The organism is Streptomyces sp. MBT65, assembly GCF_016612545.1.
Classification (GTDB): domain Bacteria; phylum Actinomycetota; class Actinomycetes; order Streptomycetales; family Streptomycetaceae; genus Streptomyces.
Genome location: NZ_JAENRY010000094.1, coordinates 1 through 20000 on the forward strand (window position 1 = coordinate 1; position 20000 = coordinate 20000).

The 20000-nt window shown below is 70.6% G+C and carries 18 protein-coding genes and 1 pseudogene; 6 read left to right on the forward strand and 13 right to left on the reverse strand.

Annotated elements, in window-relative coordinates:
- Positions 1-513: pseudogene (locus JHN63_RS22340) on the forward strand (hypothetical protein); the annotation flags it as partial.
- Here JHN63_RS22340 and JHN63_RS22345 read toward each other — a convergent pair.
- The 5 genes from JHN63_RS22345 to JHN63_RS22365 all read right to left on the reverse strand — a co-directional run bounded on the left by JHN63_RS22345 (position 452) and on the right by JHN63_RS22365 (position 5548).
- Positions 452-1591: a serine hydrolase gene (locus JHN63_RS22345; protein ID WP_234477532.1), complete on the reverse strand. Its 1140-nt coding sequence runs from the start codon at positions 1589-1591 to the stop codon at positions 452-454. The pseudogene JHN63_RS22340 and the gene JHN63_RS22345 sit on opposite strands and share 62 nt — an antisense overlap.
- 115 nt (positions 1592-1706) lie before the next feature.
- Entirely contained in the window at positions 1707-3479 is a 1773-nt protein-coding gene (locus JHN63_RS22350) for a TIGR03767 family metallophosphoesterase (protein WP_200682969.1), read from the reverse strand.
- 252 nt (positions 3480-3731) lie between these two features.
- Positions 3732-4190, reverse strand: a complete 459-nt coding sequence (locus JHN63_RS22355) for an NUDIX hydrolase (protein WP_200682971.1) — start codon at positions 4188-4190, stop codon at positions 3732-3734.
- Between the two features lie 9 nt (positions 4191-4199).
- The gene (locus tag JHN63_RS22360; protein ID WP_200682973.1) at positions 4200-5090 is read right to left on the reverse strand and encodes a pyridoxamine 5'-phosphate oxidase family protein; all 891 of its coding nucleotides are present in this window, start codon (positions 5088-5090) and stop codon (positions 4200-4202) included.
- An 11-nt stretch (positions 5091-5101) separates the two neighbouring features.
- Positions 5102-5548 (reverse strand): VOC family protein, encoded by a 447-nt coding sequence (locus tag JHN63_RS22365; protein WP_200682975.1) that lies wholly within the window; start codon positions 5546-5548, stop codon positions 5102-5104.
- A gap of 108 nt (positions 5549-5656) precedes the next feature.
- Here JHN63_RS22365 and JHN63_RS22370 point away from each other — a divergent pair, with 108 nt between their 5' ends.
- Together JHN63_RS22370 and JHN63_RS22375 are read left to right on the forward strand one after the other, a co-directional pair.
- The gene (locus JHN63_RS22370) at positions 5657-6199 is read left to right on the forward strand and encodes a CGNR zinc finger domain-containing protein (RefSeq protein WP_200682977.1); all 543 of its coding nucleotides are present in this window, start codon (positions 5657-5659) and stop codon (positions 6197-6199) included.
- Positions 6200-6330: 131 nt separating this feature from the next.
- Complete coding sequence (locus JHN63_RS22375) at positions 6331-9630, forward strand: S8 family serine peptidase (RefSeq protein ID WP_200682979.1); 3300 nt, start codon at positions 6331-6333, stop codon at positions 9628-9630.
- A gap of 66 nt (positions 9631-9696) precedes the next feature.
- Here JHN63_RS22375 and JHN63_RS22380 read toward each other — a convergent pair whose 3' ends face one another.
- Both JHN63_RS22380 and JHN63_RS22385 read right to left on the reverse strand, forming a co-directional pair.
- A complete protein-coding gene (locus tag JHN63_RS22380; RefSeq protein WP_200682981.1) occupies positions 9697-10437 on the reverse strand; it encodes a hypothetical protein in 741 nt (246 codons plus the stop codon).
- A 1-nt stretch (position 10438) separates the two neighbouring features.
- Positions 10439-10966, reverse strand: coding sequence for an RNA polymerase sigma factor (locus tag JHN63_RS22385; RefSeq protein WP_200682983.1), 528 nt, complete (start codon positions 10964-10966; stop codon positions 10439-10441).
- A 312-nt stretch (positions 10967-11278) separates the two neighbouring features.
- Between JHN63_RS22385 and JHN63_RS22390 the strand changes: the two genes are divergently transcribed.
- Complete coding sequence (locus tag JHN63_RS22390) at positions 11279-12295, forward strand: aspartate-semialdehyde dehydrogenase (RefSeq protein ID WP_200682991.1); 1017 nt, start codon at positions 11279-11281, stop codon at positions 12293-12295.
- A 122-nt stretch (positions 12296-12417) separates the two neighbouring features.
- On the opposite strand, the gene JHN63_RS22395 is transcribed toward JHN63_RS22390, so the two are convergent.
- On the reverse strand, positions 12418-12879 hold the full coding sequence (locus tag JHN63_RS22395; RefSeq protein ID WP_200682993.1) for a DUF1203 domain-containing protein: 462 nt from the start codon (positions 12877-12879) through the stop codon (positions 12418-12420).
- Positions 12880-12991: 112 nt separating this feature from the next.
- Here JHN63_RS22395 and pepN point away from each other — a divergent pair, with 112 nt between their 5' ends.
- On the forward strand, positions 12992-15565 hold the full coding sequence (pepN, locus tag JHN63_RS22400; protein WP_200682997.1) for an aminopeptidase N: 2574 nt from the start codon (positions 12992-12994) through the stop codon (positions 15563-15565).
- Positions 15566-15629: 64 nt separating this feature from the next.
- Here the strand turns inward: pepN and JHN63_RS22405 are convergent, their stop codons facing one another.
- The 3 genes from JHN63_RS22405 to JHN63_RS22415 form a co-directional block, all read right to left on the reverse strand.
- Positions 15630-16388: an SDR family NAD(P)-dependent oxidoreductase gene (locus JHN63_RS22405; RefSeq protein WP_200683017.1), complete on the reverse strand. Its 759-nt coding sequence runs from the start codon at positions 16386-16388 to the stop codon at positions 15630-15632.
- 79 nt (positions 16389-16467) lie between these two features.
- Positions 16468-17709 (reverse strand): sigma-70 family RNA polymerase sigma factor, encoded by a 1242-nt coding sequence (locus JHN63_RS22410; protein ID WP_307781957.1) that lies wholly within the window; start codon positions 17707-17709, stop codon positions 16468-16470.
- Positions 17646-18698 (reverse strand): EamA family transporter, encoded by a 1053-nt coding sequence (locus tag JHN63_RS22415; protein ID WP_234477533.1) that lies wholly within the window; start codon positions 18696-18698, stop codon positions 17646-17648. Before JHN63_RS22415 ends, JHN63_RS22410 begins: the two co-directional genes overlap by 64 nt.
- A gap of 115 nt (positions 18699-18813) precedes the next feature.
- Here JHN63_RS22415 and JHN63_RS22420 point away from each other — a divergent pair, with 115 nt between their 5' ends.
- Positions 18814-19323, forward strand: coding sequence for a MarR family winged helix-turn-helix transcriptional regulator (locus tag JHN63_RS22420; RefSeq protein ID WP_200683002.1), 510 nt, complete (start codon positions 18814-18816; stop codon positions 19321-19323).
- Positions 19324-19337: 14 nt separating this feature from the next.
- Here the strand turns inward: JHN63_RS22420 and JHN63_RS22425 are convergent, their stop codons facing one another.
- Both JHN63_RS22425 and JHN63_RS22430 read right to left on the reverse strand, forming a co-directional pair.
- The gene (locus JHN63_RS22425) at positions 19338-19562 is read right to left on the reverse strand and encodes a helix-turn-helix transcriptional regulator (RefSeq protein WP_200683003.1); all 225 of its coding nucleotides are present in this window, start codon (positions 19560-19562) and stop codon (positions 19338-19340) included.
- A 95-nt stretch (positions 19563-19657) separates the two neighbouring features.
- The gene (locus JHN63_RS22430) at positions 19658-19948 is read right to left on the reverse strand and encodes a hypothetical protein (RefSeq protein WP_200683004.1); all 291 of its coding nucleotides are present in this window, start codon (positions 19946-19948) and stop codon (positions 19658-19660) included.
- Positions 19949-20000: the final 52 nt, after the last annotated feature.

The following is a 20000-nucleotide window of genomic DNA, read 5'->3' on the forward strand; positions in this document are numbered from 1 at the left end:
ACTCCCCGTACCGTCACCCCCATGGTCTCCCTGTTCGCGTTCTTCGGTCCGCCCCTGATCACGGTCTTTCTCTTCGCCGTCGGGGCGGTTCCGTACGCACTGTGGGTGAGCCGGAAGGGGCCCTCGCGGGCGGCCCGTTGGGCGGTGATCGGGGTGGGGGCCTCGGTCGCCGCCTTCGGGGCCGGGAGCGTCTACGGGCTTGCCTTCACGAACCCGCTCGACGTGTGCGCGGACAGGACCGGCGACGGCGTGTACATGGACATCGGGCGGGACTCCAGTCTGACGTCCGTGCACGTGGGCGGCTTCCCGCTGTCCGTCAAGTGCCGTTGGAGCAGCGGGCACAGCACCGAGATGGTGTGGCCCTGGGTCTCGCCCCTGTTGTACGCGGGGCTCGCCTGTTCCCTCGTGTGCTGTGTGCTGCTTCTTCGCGGCCGCCATCCGCGCGGAGCCGTCACTTTCCGCAGAACTCCCCCACCACCACCGCTCCCGCGTCCCCCGACCAGTCCCCGTTGAAGTTGAACGCCAGGGTGTGGCGGCCGTCCGGTGTCGCCACCACCGCCGATGACGAGCCGTGGATACCGCCGTCGTGGCCCCAGATGTGGATGCCGCAGGGCAGCTTGATGTCGGAGATGCCCAGGCCGTAGCGCGTGGTCGGGCTGTCGCCCGCCGGGACCGTTGTCTGCATCTCCTTCAGTTGCTTCGGGGGGAGGAGTCTTCCGCCCAGCAGGGCGCTGTAGAAGCGGTCCAGGTCGGTGGAGTCGGAGATCATCTCGCCTGCCGAGGAGGCGATGGACGGGTTCAGGTTCGTGACGTCGTACGTCGGGCCCGTCGTCTCCTCCGCCAGCTTGCTGTAGGCGCGGCTGCTCGGGCTCGGCATCGTCGCCTTCGTGCCGGGGAGCGAAGTCGCCTTCAGGTGGAGGGGGTTGATGATGCGGTCGCGGATCTCCGTCGCGTACGAGTGGCCGGTGACCTTCTGGATGACCATCCCGGCGAGGACGTAGTTCGTGTTGGAGTAGTGCCAGGACGTGCCCGGTGCGAAGTCAGGCTTGTGGGACATCGCGATCGCCACCAGGTCGGCCGGGGTCTTCGTGTCGTAACGGTGCCGGAAGAAGCCGTCCTTGGTGAAATACGCGCGGCCGAAGTCGTCGTCCTCCGTGTAGTTGTAGATGCCGCTGGTGTGGTTCAGGAGTTGGCGGACGGTGATCCTGCCGCCGTCGTTGCCGTTGCCGTGGACCGTGCCCGGCAGCCACTTCTCCACCGTGTCGTCGAGCGACAGGCGGCCCTCCGCCTCCAGTTGGAGCAGCACCGTCGACACGAAGGCCTTGGTGATGCTGCCCACCCGGTAGCGGTCGTCGGCCGAACGCGGCTTGCCGGTACGGAGGTTGCCCACACCGGCCGTCGTCGACCAGGTGGTGCCGCCGTCCCGCACGGTGGCCGTCACGCCGGGTACGCCGTCCCGCACGGCCGCCCGGAGTGCCTCCCGGGTCGCCGTGTGGTCCTTGCCGGCGGGCTCCGCCGCGAGCGCGGGTCCCGCCAGTGCGACCGACAGCGCCACCGCCGTCGCGGCCATGAGTGCCGTACGAACTGCCATGTCTTCCCCCTCTGTTGAGCCTGGTTCAGCCCGGTCGGGGGGATGGACACGGCCTTCCGGTACGAAGGTTGCTCCGCCGTACGCCAGTTGAGTGAGTTTCGGCCGTTCTGGAACGTCAGCCCTTCTTCAGGATCAGCTCCGTGTTGCGGTCCTTCGCGTCGCCGCCCAGCACCGTGCTGGAACCCGGCGCGTTGTACGACAGTTCGCGGTACAGGGCCGCGAGGCCGGTCTGGGTGAGGTCGGAGAAGTCCGTGCGGTGCGGGGCCGCGGACTCGATGAGCGTGGTGAAGAGGGACAGCGTGCCGTCCTTGTTGTCCACCAGCTCGATGACGCGGGCGAGTTGGGGAAAGTCGACGTGCGAGGCCGTGGAGATCTCCCAGAAGCTGCGGCCGTCCGGCGCCGAGTGCGGGGTGATGACGTTGCGGTGGATGTGGCCGTTGACCCAGGCCAGCACGTTGGGGTGGCTGCCGAGGAGGGCGATGACCGCGTTGCCCTCGTAGCGGCGCTCGGTGGGGTGCGCCGGGTCGGGGCGGGTGTTGTCCATCGTCTGGCTGGTGTGGTGGCTGAAGATCACCGCGTACGAGTCCTTGTTGTCGCGCAGTGTCTTGTCGAGCCACCTCAACTGCGTTGCCCCGATGGACCCTTGGTAGTGGCCGCCCGCGTCCGTGGTGTCGAGGCTGATGCCGATCACGTCGTCGGCGATGCGGAACGCGTAGTACTGCGTGCCCGCGTCGACGTTCGCGGAGGAGTAGCCGTGGCCGACCGGGCCGTAGCCCTGGTAGGCCGGGTCGAGGTGGGCCTTGAGGTACTCGGCGGAGGTGTACGGCGCGCGCTTCTCGTCCGGCGTGATCGAGCGCGCGGAGCGGGCGTGCGCCTTGAGGAAGTCGCGGTAGCCGGAGCCCTTGGGGTCCTTGGCGTCCCGGATCGAGTTCTGCAGCTTCTTCGCCTCGGCGGCCGTCGCGGTCATCAACTTCTTGCCGCCGATGGCGAGTTCGGCGAGGTACGGGTCCGCGTGCGAGCCGAAGCAGCCGAGCGGGAGCGCGTCGTGGTTGCCGACCGTCGAGTACCAGGGCAGGTTGAGGCCGGGGCTGCGGACCTCGCGGATCGCGGCGGCCAGGAAGCCCTTGAGGTGCGGGAAGCCGACCTGCTTGTCGCCGTCGCGCACGGTGGAGTCGGGCTGCCAGTACAGCTTGAGGCCGCTGTTCTGGACGCCCTCGTAGTGGCGCGGGTCACCGGTGTTGGGGGTGAAGCGCCCGCCGCTCATGATCTTCATGAACCATTCCAGCTCGGACTTGGCGTTGTTGTCCGTGTTGTCGCCGGTGGTCATCACGAAGTGCAGCGGGGAGCCGGTCACCGGGGCGCCGCGCAGCGCGTTGACCCGCTCGACCAGCGAGATCCCGCCCTGCACGGTCAGCGCCTCGTGCGGGCGCCAGGCGTGCTTGTCGGTCGAGCGCAGGTACTCCAGGCGCAGCGGGTGCTGGCTGTCCATCAGGTGCAGATCGGTGAACTGCACGAACGACGCGAGTGCCGTACGGCGGCCCGCGCGCCCGGACTTGGCGGCGGCGAGGTCGGCGCGCACGACGCGCTTCCAGCCGGCGCCGTCGCCGAGGCGGCGGTAGCCGGAGTGGGTGCGCGGGGCGGCGACCGTGGCGAGGGTGGTGCCCTTGGTGTACGGGGCCAGGGGTGCGGCCGGTGCCTTGCGGGACTGGGCCACGGGGGCTTCGGCGGCGGCATCGGTGCCCGCGGCGTCGGCGGTGGCGGCCTGGCTGTCGGTGGGCCGGAGGGCGTAACCGACACCTGCGGAGACGGACACGGCCGCGGTGGCGGCGAGGACGGTACGGCGGTTGACCCCCAGCACGGAGCTGGCGACAGAGCGTGTGCGCGACATGGCGCGATCTCCCCGAGTACGAACTGCGTCGGCAGTGGTCGCGGGTGTTCGCGTCGACCGGTTTTCGATCGCGGTCGCGAACTTCCCGCTCGTACTGGATGCTTGGCATCGGGGATGACCTGCGCGTAAACGAGACGGCAACGCGTAGCGCCGATCACCGTACGTGGATCTTGGCGCCCCCTGTGCGTTCGTGAACGCTCGTCGAGCCGCCGGGAAGCGGCTACTCCGCGTTCATCTGCCGGGGTACTGAAGCTATTCCGGGACCCGTTCGACCCGTCCCACGGCCGGCCGCTCGCGCCACAGCCGCAGTGCCACGTCGACCAGTCCGACCCGGCGGAGGCCGGACACGTCGTCCAGGGGATGCCAGGCGGCCATGTCGGTGGTGCCGCCGATCTCGTTGCGCAGCTCGCCGCCGACGATCCGGCCCTCGTACACCAGCCGGAGGCCCTGGTGGTCGACCTTGCCTCGGTAGCGCCACCGGACGACCCGGCGGTTCGAGTCCATACCGAGGAATCCGGTGACCTCGATGCGGTAGCCGGTCTCCTCCTCCAACTCCCTGACGACCGTGTCGTTCGGGTGCTCGCCGTGGTCCATGCCGCCGCCGGGCAGCACCCACTCGTACCCGCCGCCGTCGGCCGGTGAACGGGCGAGCAGGAGCTGTCCGTCCCGGACGCAGACGGCGTAGGCGGCGACTCTCAGCTTCTTGCGCATCCGGAGACGTTAACGCCCGGGCTCCGGGTTGGCAGGTGAGTATTCGGGCGCGGACCAGCGCAGAGGGAGCGCGGCAGGGGTCTCGACGACCTCGGTGAGGGTGAAGCGCACCCCGCGCTCCCCGTCCGCGCCGAACTCCGTCCTTGCCTCGCCGGTGAGTTGGAGGGCGGTGCCCGTCGTCCAGTCGAGGAAGAGGAGTCCCGCACGCGGGTCGGCGAGCAGGTTGCCCAGGCTCAGGAACATGGCGTTGCCCGCGTAGTCCGGCCAGGTCAGCTCATGGGGTGAGATCGCCTGTACGAAGCCCGGGTTGCCGCCCCGGTGGCTGGCGTCGGCGCCGTGCTCGTGGACGGTGGCGAGGAAGAAGGTGTCGGCCGCCGCGATGAACTCGGCCTGGGCGGGGGTGAGTTCGGCGCCGTGCCGGGCGGCCTCGGGCTCACGGCCGGCGACCGTCTCGTAGGACTGTCTGCGCTGGATGTACTTGGGGCAGTTGGAGAACACCCGCTCCGCCTCGATCGCGAACCCCCTTGCCGTGGTGCGGAGTTGGCCGTCGACTCGCATACGGCGGCGGGTGCGGGGGTCGAGGGCGATCGTGCCGACCGGCAGGTCCCGTGCGTCGGTGAGGGCCGGGGTGAGGGGGTCGGCCGGGCGCGGGGCGCCGGTGACCGAGATCTGGTGCGGGCCCGTCGCCCGTACGAAACCGGGTGGGCCGGTGAGCGGTGAGGCCCACACCTTTCCCGTCGTCGGGTCGGCGGCGCCCAGGACGAGGAGGGGCTGGAGTTCCAGGAAGGCGGCGGCCACGGGTTTGATGCCCTGGCCGATGATCTGGCCGACGTGATCGGCGATGTGCCGTACCCCGGCCCGGTCCTGCACGGCACGGGAGCCCGCGTGATAGGTCTCCATGACAGCCATCGCTAGAAGAAGCCGCAGGTCGGGGCTTCGGCGTGCGGGGCCGGGGCGTGCTCGGCGCCGCTCGGCACCGAGATCTCCAGGCGGGTGCCGTCCGGGTCGTGGAAGAAGATGCCGCCGGAGGCCGCGCCCTCGCGGTGGGCGACCACGCCCTCGTACGCGAACTCGGCGCCGTGGGCCTTGAGCGCCTCCTCGTAGCGGCCGACCTGCTCGATCGAGTCGGCGGCGAAGGCGAGGTGGTGCAGACCCGCGCGGTCGCCGCCGTACGGTCCGTGCGCCTGCTGCCAGAGGGTGAGCACGGGGTGGTCGCCGCCGTCGCCGAGGAACGCGTACCGGCGGTCGTCCTCCTTGCCCTCGGCGAGGACCGCGAAGCCGAGGACCTCGCGGTAGAAGGCGAGCGAGCGGTCGAGGTCGGTGACGTTCAGGCCGACGTGGCCGACATGCAGGGTCATGAAAAGCCCTCCTCCGATATAACCGTTGTCGATGACGTTAGTGGTTAGAATCGAGAGGGTCAACCGCTCACGTACTCTTGACCGGTTAGATCAGAAGGGAGCTTCTCCATGACCACCGATCCCGACCCCCGGCCGCTCCTCGGCGAGCCGCTCGCCCTCGACCTGCTCAACACGCGGTGGATGCGGGACGGGACGGTGCAGGACCTGCTCTCCAGCCCGCGCGGGCTCGCCGTATGGCTCGGCTCGGCCGGGCTCGACGAGCGTTTCGAGGCGAATCCGATCACCCTGCTGCACACCAAGATCGCGCGGAACGCACTGCACGCCGTGGTGGACGGTTCGCTCGCCCAAGGCGCGGAGGACCTCGACCTCGTCCTCGACCAGGGCCGGATCCGGGCCACGCTCACCGCCGAGGGCCCCGGCGAGATCCCCGAGTTCACCGACCCCCGGTGGGGCCCCGGCTGGCTCGCCGCCCGCAACTACCTGGAACTGCTCAGCGCCGCCCCCGACCGCATCCGCCGCTGCGCCCACGAGGCGTGCGTCCTGCACTTCTTCGACACCTCGCGCAACGGCACCCGCCGCTGGTGCTCGATGGCGGCCTGCGGCAACCGCGCGAAGGCGTCCCGCCACTACACGCGCTCGAAGGAGTTCTGACCACCCTGACCGGGATAGGGGGTTTTCCCCATACATCCATATCGATTCGGTCAACACTTCCCAAACAACTGTCCCTTGGGTAAAGCTGTGCCCTCGTCCGGCACTGGATTCTTCACCTACAAGGGATGCCGATGACCCTCACCCCCAAGAGACGCGTGGCCCGGATATCCGTGGCCGCCGGTCTCGCCGCCGCCCTCTCCGCGGCCGGGCCGATACCCATGGCCTTCTCCGCCGACGCACCGTCCGCCACCGCGCCCGCGGACGGGACCGTCAAGTCCGCCGCCGCCAAGCTCGGTTCGGACGACGCCGATCTGCTCGCCACGGCCAAGGCCGACGGCGACAAGAACGTCACGATGATGATCGCCACCGCGCCGGGCTCGACCGAACAGGTCGCCCAGCAGCTGGACGCGGTCAAGGGCGGCTCCGTGGGCCGCACTTACGACAAGCTCGGCTATGTCCGCGCCACGATCCCCACCGGCAGGGCCGACTCGGCGATCGCCGCCGCCGCGAAGCTCTCCTCGGTGCACGCGATCGACCTGCGCCAGGAGATCGCCCTCGACGACCCGACGCCGAGCGCGGACACCGCGAGTGCCGCCAAGAGCGCCAACAAGGCCACGGCGGGCACCACTTACTCCGCGCCGAACAAGAACACCCCCGCCGTGAACCCGTACAACCCGTCCTTCGAGACGGGCGCCGTCGACTTCGTGAAGAAGAACCCGAAGGCGGACGGCCGCGGCATCACCATCGGCATCCTCGACTCCGGCGTCGACCTCGGCCACCCGGCGCTGCAGAAGACCACCACCGGCGAGCGCAAGATCGTCGACTGGGTCACCTCGACCGACCCGATCGTCGACGGCGACCAGACCTGGCGCCCGATGATCACGCCCGTGACCGGCCCCAACTTCACCTACGGCGGCCTGAGTTGGACGGCGCCGACGGGGTCGTACGAGATCAGCACGTTCCGGGAGTCGTACACCACCGGCGGTGACGCGGCGGGCGACGCGAACCGCGACGGTGACACCACCGACTCGTGGGGCGTCCTGTACGACCCGGCGGCCGGCACGGTGACGGTCGACCTGAACAACAACCACGACTTCGGCGACGACGCGCCCATGAAGCCGTACAAGGACGGTTACCAGGTCGGCTACTTCGGTACCGACAACCCGGCGACGGACGTCGTCGAGCGGCAGCCGTTCGTGGTGCAGATCAGCAAGGACGTGCCGATGGACCCGTACGGCGGGTCCTGGGTCGGCAAGACCGCCGACTTCGTCAACATCGGTGTCATCGAGTCCGAGCACGGCACCCACGTCGCCGGCATCACCGCGGCGAACGGCCTGTTCGGCGGCAAGATGAACGGTGAGGCGCCGGGCGCGAAGCTCGTCTCCTCGCGCGCCTGCACCTGGTCCGGCGGCTGCACCAACGTGGCGCTCACCGAGGGCATGATCGACCTCGTCACCAACCGCGGTGTCGACATCGTCAACATGTCGATCGGCGGCCTGCCCGCGCTGAACGACGGCAACAACGCGCGCGCCGAGCTGTACACGCGCCTCATCGACACCTACGGCGTGCAGCTCGTGATCTCGGCCGGCAACTCCGGTCCGGGCGCCAACACGATCGGCGACCCCGGCCTGGCCGACAAGGTGATCTCGGTCGGCGCCTCGATCTCGAAGGAGACGTGGGCGGCCAACTACGGCTCGCAGGTGACGCGGAAGTACCAGCTGCTGCCCTTCTCCTCGCGCGGTCCGCGTGAGGACGGCGGCTTCACGCCGACGCTCGTCGCGCCCGGCGCCGCGATCAACACGACCCAGACCTGGCTGCCGGGTTCCCCGGTCGCCGAGGCGGGCTACACGCTGCCGGCCGGCTACTCCATGCTCCAGGGCACGTCGATGGCCTCCCCGCAGGCCGCGGGCGCCTCGGCACTGCTGCTGAGCGCCGCCAAGCAGAAGCACATCGCCCTCACCCCGGCGACCCTGCGCACGGCACTGACCTCGACCGCCGATCACATCGAGGGTGTTCAGGCGTACGAGGAGGGCGCGGGCCTCATCGACATCGTGGACGCGTGGAAGTCCATCAAGGACGACGCCACCGCCCACGAGTACACGGTGAAGGCTCCCGTCGACACCGCGATCGACTTCGCGCTGAAGACCCCGGGCTTCGGCACCGGTCTCTACGACCGTGAGGGCGGCCTGAAGGCCGGCGCGAAGAAGACGTACGACGTCGTCATCACCCGAACCACGGGCAGCGCCAAGGCGGTTCGGCACGAGCTGAACTTCGAGAACAACGCCGGCGGCACCTTCCGGATCGTCGGCTCGGACGAGGTCAAGCTCCCGCTGAACCAGCCGGTCACCGTCAAGGTGCAGGCCGCGCCCAAGAGTTCGGGCATCAAGAGCGCGATCCTGGAGGTCGACGACCCGAAGACCGAGGGCGTCGACAAGCAGATCCTCACGACGGTCGTGGTCTCCACCCCCGTCAACTACACCTACTCCAAGTCGAGTTCGGTGCAGCGCAACAGCACGCAGTCGTACTTCGTGACCGTCCCGGCGGGCGCCAAGGCCCTCGAGGTCGCGATCAGCGGGCTGAAGGACAAGAGCCAGACACGGTTCATCTCCATCCACCCGTACGGCGTTCCGGTCGAGAACACCGGCACCCCGTACTGCTACAACAACTACCTCGACGGCAACGGCTGCAAGCCCGACGTGCGCTCGTACGCCGACCCGCAGGCCGGCGTCTGGGAGATCGAGGTCGAGGCGCGCCGCACCTCGCCGCTGCTCGACAACCCGTACAAGCTGGACGCCACCGTCCTCGGCGCGGCCTTCGACCCGGAGACCGTGACCGTGCCCGAGGCCAAGGTCGGCGTCCCGGCCACCGCCTCGTGGAAGGTGACCAACAACTACGCGGCGCTGGACGGCACGTTGAAGGGCGGCCCGCTCGGCTCCTCGCTGACCGCGCGGCCCACCATCACCGAGGGCGTCACCCAGACCACCACGGTCGAGGTGCCCACGGGCGCCACCTCCCTGGACGTGTCCATCGGCAACGTCTCGGACACGGCGGCGGACCTGGACCTGACGGTGAAGAACGCCGCCGGCACGGTCGTCGGCCAGTCCGCCGACGGCGACTCGGAGGAGGCCGTCTCGGTCGCCAACCCGGCCGCCGGGACGTACACCGTCGAGGTCGCGGGCTACTCGGTGCCGTCCGGCTCGACCGCGTACGACTACCTGGACGTGTTCTACTCGTCCGCGCTCGGCACGGTCACCGTCGGCTCGACGCCGGTGAAGCTCGCCACCGGCGCCTCGACGACCGTCTCCGGCAGCGTCACCGCCCTGGCGGCCGCACCGGCGGGCCGTGAGTTCTTCGGTCAGGTCCAGCTGGTCAACGCGCGCGGCACGGTCGCGGGCCTGGGCAGCGTGAAGATCGAGAAGGTCACGTCGTAGCAGGAACGCAGTCCTGATACGGCGGTGAGGGGCGGGCGTCCGTGCGGGCGCCCGCCCTTCGCGCTGTCAGCCGGCCGGGCAGGTGACCGTACCGGGGTGGGCGAGGGCGTCGACGATCGTGGCCCGGTCCGCGGCGACGGCGTCGTCGCCCACGGTCCACAGGTTCGCCGTGTCCGAACCCTTCGGGACACCGACCAGCACATGCTGCCCCTGGCGCGGTGCCGGAGTCGCCGCGGCGGCCAGGACGACCGTGACGTGGGCCGGGCCGTGCGCGGGCCGGTAGGAACGGGTGACGGCGAGTGTGATCCGCTTGCGGGGGTCGGAGCCCGGCTGCACCTCGGTCACGGTCCCCTCGACGAGAAGGCGGGAGCAGGCCACGTACAAGCCGGGGTCGGACAGCGCGCCCGGGGCCTTGGAGCCCCCGCCGGAGCCTTCCGCCACCTTCGACCCGGAGTCCGCGCTGCTCGACGCGGAGTCCGCGCCCCCGTTGGTCGCGACCAGCCAGGCGAGCCCGGTGAGCATGCCCGCCACCACCGCGAACGCGAGGGTGCCGTACGCGAGGGCGCGCAGGGCGGGGCGACGGCGGCGCGGGCGCACCGGGCGGGCCCTGACCACGGGTGCCGGGGGCGCCGACAGAGCCTCCCCGATGATCCCCAACTGCTCACGCAGCAGCGCGACTTGGGCCGTGGCGACCCGGTGCTCGGCCATGAACTCGGCGTCCGCGGCGGCCCCCTCGGGCAACGGCTCGTCCGTCAGCGCGGCCATCAGCGCGTCCACGCCGTCGTATTCGTTCCGCTCCGCGGCCACGTCACACCACCTCGTCCTCGTGCAGGCGGTCGCGCAGGGCGCGGACCGCGGAGTGCAGCCGGCTCTTGACCGTGCCTTCCGGGATGCCGAGTTCGGCGGCGATCCCGCGCACGGGCAGATCGGCGAAGAACCGCAGGACGAGAACCTGGCGGTGCTGGTCCGGCAGCTCGTCCAGGCCCTGCGCCACCGCCACGGACAGAACGCTCGTGTCCTCGCCCGAGGGGTGCTCCAGCGGGCGCAGGGACGCCAGCCGCTCCCCCAGCCGCTCCTGGCGGCGCTTGGCACGGTGCCAGTCCATCGCGAGGTTCGAGGCGACGACCGCCGCCCACGCCGAGACGTCGCGCGGCGCCTCGTCGCCCTTCGCCGCCCGCTCCAGCAACCGCAGCCGCACCTGCTGGACACCGTCCGGCAGATCCGCCTGCGGCACCCCGCCGAGCGCGAGCACCGCCCGTACCCGGCGTTCCTGGGCCGCGTCCAGGGGATCGTCCGTCCCCTGGGCGCGCCGAGCCTTTCTGCGCAGCACAGCCACCCCTCCCCTCCCCCGCGTTTTCCCTACGACGCGGGGGAGGGCCGAAACGTTCGCCCGGGGCCGAGGAGTTTTCCGGACCGGCGGCCCGAGGCGTGGATCACACCGTCGGGCGGGAGGGCTTGCGGCGCCGGGCGGGTGCGGGACCGATTTCTTCGCAGCGTACGGAGCCGTCGCCGCAGGATCGGGCCGGGCGCGGCCGCTGCCCGTGTCCCACTCCTCGGGCCGGGCGGCGAAAGGATTGGACACACCGCCACGGGTGAGACGCATCATGGAAGCGCTGGACCACGTAAAACGCACGCAAAGGGAGTCGTCGTGAAGGTCGGAATCGTCGGAGCCACCGGTCAGGTGGGCACGGTCATGCGCGGGATCCTCAAGGAGCGCGCGTTCCCGGTCACCGAGCTGCGGCTCTTCGCCTCGGCCCGTTCGGCGGGGACGGTCCTCGACGGTGTGACGGTGGAGGACGCGGCCACCGCGGACTACTCCGGCCTCGACATCGTGCTGTTCTCGGCGGGCGGCGCGACCTCCAAGGCGCTGGCCGAGAAGGTCGCCTCGCAGGGCGCGGTCGTCATCGACAACTCCTCCGCCTGGCGCAAGGACCCGCAGGTCCCGCTGGTCGTCTCGGAGGTCAACCCGCACGCGATCGTGGACCGCCCCAAGGGCATCATCGCCAACCCGAACTGCACGACGATGGCCGCGATGCCGGTCCTGAAGCCGTTGCACGCGGAGGCGGGACTGGAGGCGCTGGTCGTCGCGACGTACCAGGCGGTGTCCGGTTCCGGGGTGGCCGGAGTGGCCGAGCTGCACGGGCAGGCGCTGAAGGTCGTCGCCGACGCGGACAGGCTCACGCACGACGGTTCGGCGGTCGACTTCCCCGAGCCGCAGGTCTACCAGCGCCCCATCGCCTTCAACGTCGTCCCCCTCGCGGGTTCGATCGTCGACGACGGGCTGCACGAGACCGACGAGGAGCAGAAGCTCCGCAACGAGTCCCGCAAGATCCTGGAGATCCCGGAGCTGAAGGTCTCCGGCACGTGTGTCCGGGTCCCGGTCTTCTCGGGCCACTCGCTCCAGGTCAACGCCCGTTTCGCCCGCCCCCTCACGGTCGAGCGCGCGACGGAGCTCCTCGGCGGAGCCCCGGGCGTCGCCCTCTCCGACATCCCGACCCCCCTCCAGGCGGCCGGCCAGGACCCGTCCTACGTCGGCCGTATCCGCGCGGACGAGACGGTCGAGCACGGGCTCGCCCTCTTCATCTCCAACGACAACCTCCGCAAGGGCGCCGCGCTGAACGCGGTGCAGATCGCGGAGCTGGTGGCGGCGGAACTCCAGAGCTGACCGGTTTTTCCTCGCCCCCGCCGCCTCAAACGCCGGAGGGGCTGGATTTTCAGCCCGTCCGGCGTTTGAGGACGAGGCCCCTTCAGGGCCGATGGGGGTCTGGGGGCGCAGCCCCCAGGGCGCTACGCCCGGCGTACCTCGAAGTGGAAGCAGCCGTACTCCACCGCACGGACGTGGACGCGAACCACGGCCGGGTCGGTGAAGGCCCGCTGGAAGGCGTCGTCGTCCAGGGTGTCGACCAGCTCGCCCCCGAGGATGTGGCCCTCGGCGGAGTAGCGGCGGATCACCCGGTGCGCCCCCGGGAACGGATACCCGGAACCCGCCGCGGGCCCCCCGCACTCCTCCGCGTGGACGAACACCGGCCCCACCTCGTCGTACGCCCCCGGATCGGCCGCCCAGCGCCGCAGCGGGGCGTACGAGACGAGGGCGATCCGCTCACCGGGCTCACTGCGGCGCAGACAGCAGCGGAGCGGAGCGCCGCCCTCCTCATCGCGTACGGGAACCATTCCGCGCCCCGCATCGTCAGCAGAGCGCAGCTCCTTCAGGACCGTGGGGTCGATGGGTCGTGGTGTGTATGGCGTCATGACTCCAGGCTCGCGCCCGTCCGCCCCGCTCACCGGCGGGATACGGACATCGCGTTCCCCGCAGGTCCCGTGGAAGGATGGCGCAACCCACACATAACGAGGAGATGACCGCGTGCCTGGCACAAACCTGACTCGCGAAGAGGCGCAGCAGCGGGCAACGCTGCTCACCGTTGACTCGTACGAGATCGATCTCGACCTCTCCGGCGCGCAGGAGGGCGGGACCTACAGGTCCGCGACGACGGTGCGCTTCGATGTGACGGAGGGCGGCACCGAGTCCTTCATCGACCTGGTCGCCCCGGCCGTCCACGAGGTGACGCTGAACGGCGACCCGCTCGACCCGGACGAGGTCTTCAAGGACTCACGGATCGCCCTGGCCGGGCTGTTGCAGGGGCCGAACATCCTGCGGGTGGTCGCGGACTGCGCGTACACCAACACCGGTGAGGGGCTTCACCGGTTCGTCGACCCGGTCGACCAACAGGCCTACCTCTACACCCAGTTCGAGGTCCCGGACGCGCGCCGCGTGTTCGCGAGCTTCGAGCAGCCGGACCTCAAGGCCACCTTCCAGTTCACCGTGAAGGCGCCGACGGGCTGGACCGTCATCTCCAACTCCCCGACGCCCGAACCCCGGGACGACACCTGGGTGTTCGAGCCGACGCCGCGTATCTCGACATACATCACCGCGCTGATCGTCGGGCCGTACCACTCCGTGCACAGCGTGTACGAGAAGGACGGCCAGTCCGTCCCGCTCGGCATCTACTGCCGGCCCTCGCTCGCCGAATACCTCGACTCCGACGCGATCTTCGAGGTCACCCGGCAGGGCTTCGACTGGTTCCAGGAGAAGTTCGCCTACCAGTACCCGTTCAAGAAGTACGACCAGCTGTTCGTCCCGGAGTTCAACGCGGGCGCGATGGAGAACGCGGGCGCGGTGACCATCCGCGACCAGTACGTGTTCCGGTCGAAGGTCACGGACGCCGCGTACGAGGTACGGGCCGCCACGATCCTGCACGAGCTGGCCCACATGTGGTTCGGCGACCTGGTCACCATGGAGTGGTGGAACGACCTGTGGCTGAACGAGTCGTTCGCCACCTACGCGGAGGCCGCCTGTCAGGCGTACGCCCCCCAGTCGCGCTGGCCGCACTCCTGGACGACCTTCGCCAACTCCATGAAGACGTGGGCCTACCGGCAGGACCAACTGCCCTCCACCCACCCGATCATGGCCGAGATCAACGACCTCGACGACGTCCTCGTCAACTTCGACGGCATCACGTACGCCAAGGGCGCGAGCGTCCTGAAGCAGCTCGTCGCGTACGTCGGCATGGACGAGTTCTTCGCGGGCGTGCAGGCGTACTTCAAGCGCCACGCGTTCGGCAACACCCGGCTCTCCGACCTCCTCGGCGCGCTGGAGGAGACCTCCGGGCGTGACCTCAAGACCTGGTCGAAGCTGTGGCTGGAGACGGCCGGCATCAACATCCTGCGTCCGGAGATCGAGACCGACGCCGACGGCGTCATCACCGCCTTCGCGATCCGCCAGCAGGCCCCGGCGCTCCCGGAGGGCGCGAAGGGCGAGCCCACGCTCCGCCCGCACCGCATCGCGGTCGGCCTGTACGAACTCGACGAGGACACCGGCAAGTTGGTGCGCGACGAGCGCGTCGAGCTGGACGTGGACGGCGAGTTGACGGCCGTACCGCAGCTGGTCGGCAAGCGCCGTCCGGACGTGGTGCTGCTCAACGACGACGACCTGTCGTACGCGAAGGTCCGCCTCGACGAGCAGTCGCTGGCCTTCGTCACCGAGCACCTGGGCGACTTCGAGTCCTCCCTCCCCCGCGCCCTGTGCTGGGCCTCGGCCTGGGACATGACCCGCGACGCCGAACTCGCCACCCGCGACTACCTCTCCCTCGTCCTGTCGGGCATCGGCAAGGAGTCCGACATCGGTGTTGTGCAGTCGCTGCAACGGCAGGTGAAGCTGGCGATCGAGCTGTACGCCGACCCGGCCGCCCGCGAGGCGCTGCTCACCCGCTGGACGGACGCCACGCTTGCGCACCTGCGCTCCGCGGAGGCCGCGAGCGACCACCAGCTGGCGTGGGCCCGGGCGTTCGCGTCCACGGCCCGCACCCCGGAGCAACTCGACCTGCTGGACGCCCTGTTGGAGGGCACGCAGACCATCGAGGGCCTGGCCGTCGACACCGAGCTGCGCTGGGCGTTCGTCGAACGCCTCGCGGCCGTCGGCCGGTTCGACGAGGCGGAGATCGCCGGCGAGTACGAGCGGGACAGGACGGCCGCCGGCGAGCGCCACGCGGCGACCGCCCGTGCCGCCCGCCCGACCGAGGAGGCGAAGGCGGAGGCCTGGGCGCAGGTCGTCGAGTCCGACAAGCTCCCCAACGCCCTTCAGGAAGCGGTCATTTCGGGCTTCGTCCAGACCGACCAGCGCGAACTCCTCGCGCCGTACACGGAGAAGTACTTCGCGGCGGTCAAGGAGATCTGGGACGCCCGTTCGCACGAGATCGCCCAGCAGATCGCGGTCGGCCTCTACCCGTCGATCCAGGTCTCCCAGGACACCCTGGACCGCACGGACACCTGGCTGACCACCGCCGACCCCAACGCGGCCCTGCGCCGCCTGGTCTCGGAGTCCCGCTCGGGCGTGGAACGCGCCCTGAAGGCCCAAGCGGCGGACGCGTCCGCTTCGTAAGCGGCTCCGCTACGGCGGTGAGGGGCGCCCGGTGATCCGCCGGGCGCCCCTTCGTATGTGCTGCTCACTCCGGGAACATCCCGCCGGTGACGTTGACGAACGTGCCGGTGATGCTCGCCGCGTGGTCCGAGGCGAGGAACACGGCGGTCGCGGTGATCTCGGCGAGGGTGGGGTTGCGACGGGTCATGCGCAGGCTCGACAGATGGTCGAGGATGCTCTGGATCGCCGCCTCGTTGAGGTCGGGGTTGACCCTGCCGAGCTTCTCGATCGTGAGGGTCTCGGGGATGCCGGCGGCCCACAGCCCCACGGCGCGCACCCCGCGCGGGCCCAGCTCCATCGCCAGGTTGCGCACCAGGCTGTCGGTCGCCGCGTCGGCGGGACCGGTGCCGCCCATCATCGGACTGCCGTGCGCGGAACCGCTGTTGAGGGTGAGGACGACACCGGAGCCGCGTTCGGCCATACGGCGGGCGGCGGCGCGGGCGGTGATGAAGTTGGCGCGGGTGCCGTTGATCACCGGCGCCAGGAAGTCGTCGACGGGCATGTCGGTGAGGGGCAGTCCCTGGACGTCGCCGCGCGAGACGAGGTTGAAGGACACGTCCACGTCCCCGACACGGGCGAGGTGTTCGGTGACGGCCGTCTCGTCGAGGGCGTCGACGACGGCCACCTCGGCGTCCTTGATGTCACTGGCCACGGCCTCCAGCGTCTCCCGGGTGCGTCCCACGAGGTGGACGCGGGCGCCCTCGGCGGCGAAGGCGCGGGCGACCGCGCCGCCGATCGAGCCGCCGGCGCCGTAGACGACCGCGGTCTTGTCGGTGAGCAGCATGGTGATCTCCTTGCGGGTCGTGAGGTACGTGTCGTTCGTGTCGGCCATACAGACGCACAGGGAGCCCACCACTCATCGGTCACAACCTCAGCGGCAGTCCGAAGGCCGGGAACAGGTGCGGTTCGAAGGACGTGATCTCCACGATCCGGTCGTCGGCGTCGAAGCGGAGCACGTCGAGAACCTGGGCGCGGTAGACGGTCGTTCCGGGCCGGCGGACGTAACCCCCGGCCGCGAGCTGCCCGTTGGCGCGGGCGGGAAGGTGACGCCAATGCCCCAGGAACATGGGCGAGTCGGCGTCGAGGCTCACGCTGAGGAATTCGAGGAGCGCGTCACGGCCGACGAACCAGAACGGGTTCGGCGGCATGGTGAGGGTGACGTCCTCGCTGAGCAGGGCGGCGACCTCGGACAGGTCGAGGCGTTCGGCGGCGGCCATGTACCGCTTGACCAGTGTGCGTTGATGCTCGGTGGGCCCGTCGGCCGTCCAGTCCGCGCGCCGGCCGGGCAGCCGGTCGCGCAGGGTGGGGCGGGCGCGTTGCAGCGCGCTGTTGACCGAGGCCACGGTCATGTCGAGTGCCTCGCCGGTCTCGACGGCGGTCAGCCCGAGCACGTCCCGCAGCACCAACACCGCGCGCTGGCGCGGCGGGAGATGCTGCACGGCGGCCAGAAAGACCAGTTCGAGGGTCTCGCGGGAGACGGCGGCGGCATCCGGCTGCTCCTCGGCGGAGGGCAACTCGTCGTCGGGGTAGGGCTGTAGCCAGGTGACACGGGCGGGCGGCTCCCCGCCACCGTGGTTCATGCCGGGCAACGGCTCGTAGCGCTGGGGGCGTCGGGCCGTACGGCGCTGGAAGTCCAGGCAGGCGTTGGTGGCGATGCGATACAGCCAGGTACGGGCACCGGCCCGCCCCTGAAAGGACTCCCGGGCCCGCCAGGCTCGCAGGAAGGTCTCCTGCACCAGGTCCTCGGCATCGTCGTACGAGCCGGTCATGCGGTAGCAGTGGACCTGGATCTCACGCCGGTGGGACTCGACGAGGGCGGCGAAGTCGCCTTCGTCGAGCGGGACTTCGGCGGGGGCGGTGACTTCCGTAACGGGTGTGCGGGTGACGGATTCCTGAGCGGTGTCCCGCGCCGTGCGCGCCACCCGCCTCAGCCGCGCGACGGACGACGACAGTTCCGTCACGCCGGAGTAGAAGACGGAGGGCGGCTGCGGCACCAGCTCCTCGACCTGCCGCCCGATCTCCTTGATCAGCCCGTCGACACCTACCTCGGCACTTCCCTGCCGCTCCCGGTAGGCCTTCTGGCGGCAGGCGGCGGAGCAGTACACGGAGCGGCGGCCGGTGCGGCCCGTCCGTGCGGTGAGCGGCTTGCCACAGCTGGGGCAGGATTCATCGGCCACGGGCGCCTCCGGCGTTGCGTCACGGCGTTCCCGCGTGACGCTACCTCCCGGACGGGAACGGAAGGGGGACGCGCCCCGATCTGCCCGGCCACCGTCGCCCCGAACGCCAGCGCCATCCCGGCGAGTTGCAGCGGCGTGAGCGCCTGCCCGAGCGCCGCCCAGCCGACGACGGCCGCGGTCAGCGGGGACAGCGGGCCGAGGAGGGTGACCTGCGTGGCGGAGAGCCGGCCGATGCCGCGGAACCAGAGCCAGTACGCGATCGCCGTGTTGGCCAGGGCCAGGTAGAGGTAGCCGCCGATCGCCCGGCCGTCGAGCGCGGGCGGTGGTCCCTCGATCAGGAAGGCGAGGGGGGTTATCAGCAGGCCGCCCGCGGTGAGTTGCCAGCCGGTGAGGGCGAGCGGGCCGACGCCGTCGGGGCGGCCCCAGCGCTTGGTCAGTACGGTGCCGGTGGACATGGAGGCTGTGGACGCGAGGGCGGCGAGGACGCCGACCGGGTCGAGCGCTCCGGCCGCCTTCAGTACGACGAGACTGACGCCGAAGGCCGCGACGGTGCCGGTGAGCACGCTGCGGGCCGTGGGCCGCTGTCCCAGCAGGACCGCCGAGAGGCCGACCACGAAGAGCGGCCCGATCGAGCCGACGACCGACGCCATGCCGCCCGGGAGCCGGTACGCGGACAGGAACAGCAGCGGGAAGAAGGCGCCGATGTTCAGCGCGCCGAGCACCGTCGCCTTCCACCACCAGGCCCCGCGCGGCAGCACCCGGGCCAGCGCGAGGAGCACGAGACCGGCGGGGAGGGCGCGCATCAGGCCGGTGAAGAGGGGGCGGTCGGGCGGGAGGAACTGGGTGGTGACGGCGTAGGTCGTGCCCCAGGAGACGGGGGCGAGGGCGGTGAGGAGGACGGTGGTGGAGCGGTTCATGGCGTTCAGGCCCTCCCTCTCGTAAGTAACTTGCCAGTGATTAGCTTAGCGGCAAGCAACTTTCCGTCAAGTCACTTTCTTGCGGGCGACCCATGAACCGGCCGATACTGGACGCATGAGTGCACGCCCGGAGCAGCGCAAGGACCCCGTCGACGCGATCGTCGAGCAGTGGGCGGCGGTGCGGCCCGACCTCGACACCGCGGCGATGGAGGTCTTCGGGCGGATCTTCCGGCTCTCCCGGGCCATGGGCGACAGCATGGAGAAGGCCTACGCGTCGTACGGCATCTCGCGCGGCGAGTTCGACGTCCTCGCGACCCTGCGCCGCGCCGACGAGCCGTACACCCTCTCGCCGCGCCAGCTCTCCGCGACGCTGATGCTCACCACGGGCGGCATGACCGGCCGCCTCGACAAACTCGAACGGGCGGGCCTGCTCCGCCGCTCCCCCGACCCGCACGACCGGCGCGGCCTCCAAGTCACCCTGACCGAGAAGGGGTTGACGCTGATCGACGAGGCGGTCGGCGCGGGGCTCGCCGCCCAGACGACGGCCCTGTCCGGCCTCGACACGGAACAGGCCGGCCACCTGGCCGACCTGTTGCGGGAGTTGCTGTCCTCGACCGAGCGGTAGCCGCTCCCGGAAGGCTAGTTCGACCGACATGCTCGGCCGGCGCAGAGCAGGTCCAGCTCGTCACGGTTCGGCACCCGCCGGCCGGTGAGCGTCGCCGTCACGCGGCTGGAGGACATGCCGGAGTCGTCCGCCAACTGGCGGACGCTGAGCCGCTCGTCGCGCTCCTGGGCCGGCGCCGCCTCGACCCCGGCCGGGCCGGCGCCACGGACAAGGGCGGGGCCGAGCCCGTGCGCGGACATGCCGAAGGCGCCCGCCTCACCGCTGTGGGTGATGGGGGCGCCTTCCGGAAAAGGTGAAACCGGACCAGGTGAGGTCGGGCCGGACGAGGCCGGGGTCAGGCCTTCGCGTCGGCGGCGGTCGTACCCGTGCCGGTCTTCGTGCCGGACTTGGCCTTCGGCGCGCGGTCCTTGGACTTGTCCAGCGCCATGACCAGGCCCGCGATGATCGTGAACAGCGCGAGCGGGATCAGGACATAGAGCCCCAGCGTTTCGGCGACGCTCAGGCCGGAGCCCGGGTCGTCACCGTCGTCGCGGGTGAGCGCGAGCGCGGGGGACGTCATGAGCAGCATCATCAGCGTCGTACCGGCAGCCAGGGCGCCGGCGCGCAGGGCGTTCTTCTTGTCCACACCGCAAAAGTAGCGAACGTCCGAACGAGCCGCGCGCCCGGGGTGCCGTATG

Bases quoted from the DNA above. Each gene is read 5' to 3' on its own strand.
- JHN63_RS22345 (WP_234477532.1), bottom strand. From the start codon at position 1,591: ATGGCAGTTCGTACGGCACTCATGGCCGCGACGGCGGTGGCGCTGTCG.
- JHN63_RS22350 (WP_200682969.1), bottom strand. From the start codon at position 3,479: ATGTCGCGCACACGCTCTGTCGCCAGCTCCGTGCTGGGGGTCAACCGC.
- JHN63_RS22355 (WP_200682971.1), bottom strand. From the start codon at position 4,190: ATGCGCAAGAAGCTGAGAGTCGCCGCCTACGCCGTCTGCGTCCGGGAC.
- JHN63_RS22360 (WP_200682973.1), bottom strand. From the start codon at position 5,090: ATGGAGACCTATCACGCGGGCTCCCGTGCCGTGCAGGACCGGGCCGGG.
- JHN63_RS22365 (WP_200682975.1), bottom strand. From the start codon at position 5,548: ATGACCCTGCATGTCGGCCACGTCGGCCTGAACGTCACCGACCTCGAC.
- JHN63_RS22370 (WP_200682977.1), top strand. From the start codon at position 5,657: ATGACCACCGATCCCGACCCCCGGCCGCTCCTCGGCGAGCCGCTCGCC.
- JHN63_RS22375 (WP_200682979.1), top strand. From the start codon at position 6,331: ATGACCCTCACCCCCAAGAGACGCGTGGCCCGGATATCCGTGGCCGCC.
- JHN63_RS22395 (WP_200682993.1), bottom strand. From the start codon at position 12,879: ATGACGCCATACACACCACGACCCATCGACCCCACGGTCCTGAAGGAG.
- JHN63_RS22405 (WP_200683017.1), bottom strand. From the start codon at position 16,388: ATGCTGCTCACCGACAAGACCGCGGTCGTCTACGGCGCCGGCGGCTCG.
- JHN63_RS22415 (WP_234477533.1), bottom strand. From the start codon at position 18,698: ATGAACCGCTCCACCACCGTCCTCCTCACCGCCCTCGCCCCCGTCTCC.
- JHN63_RS22420 (WP_200683002.1), top strand. From the start codon at position 18,814: ATGAGTGCACGCCCGGAGCAGCGCAAGGACCCCGTCGACGCGATCGTC.
- JHN63_RS22425 (WP_200683003.1), bottom strand. From the start codon at position 19,562: ATGTCCGCGCACGGGCTCGGCCCCGCCCTTGTCCGTGGCGCCGGCCCG.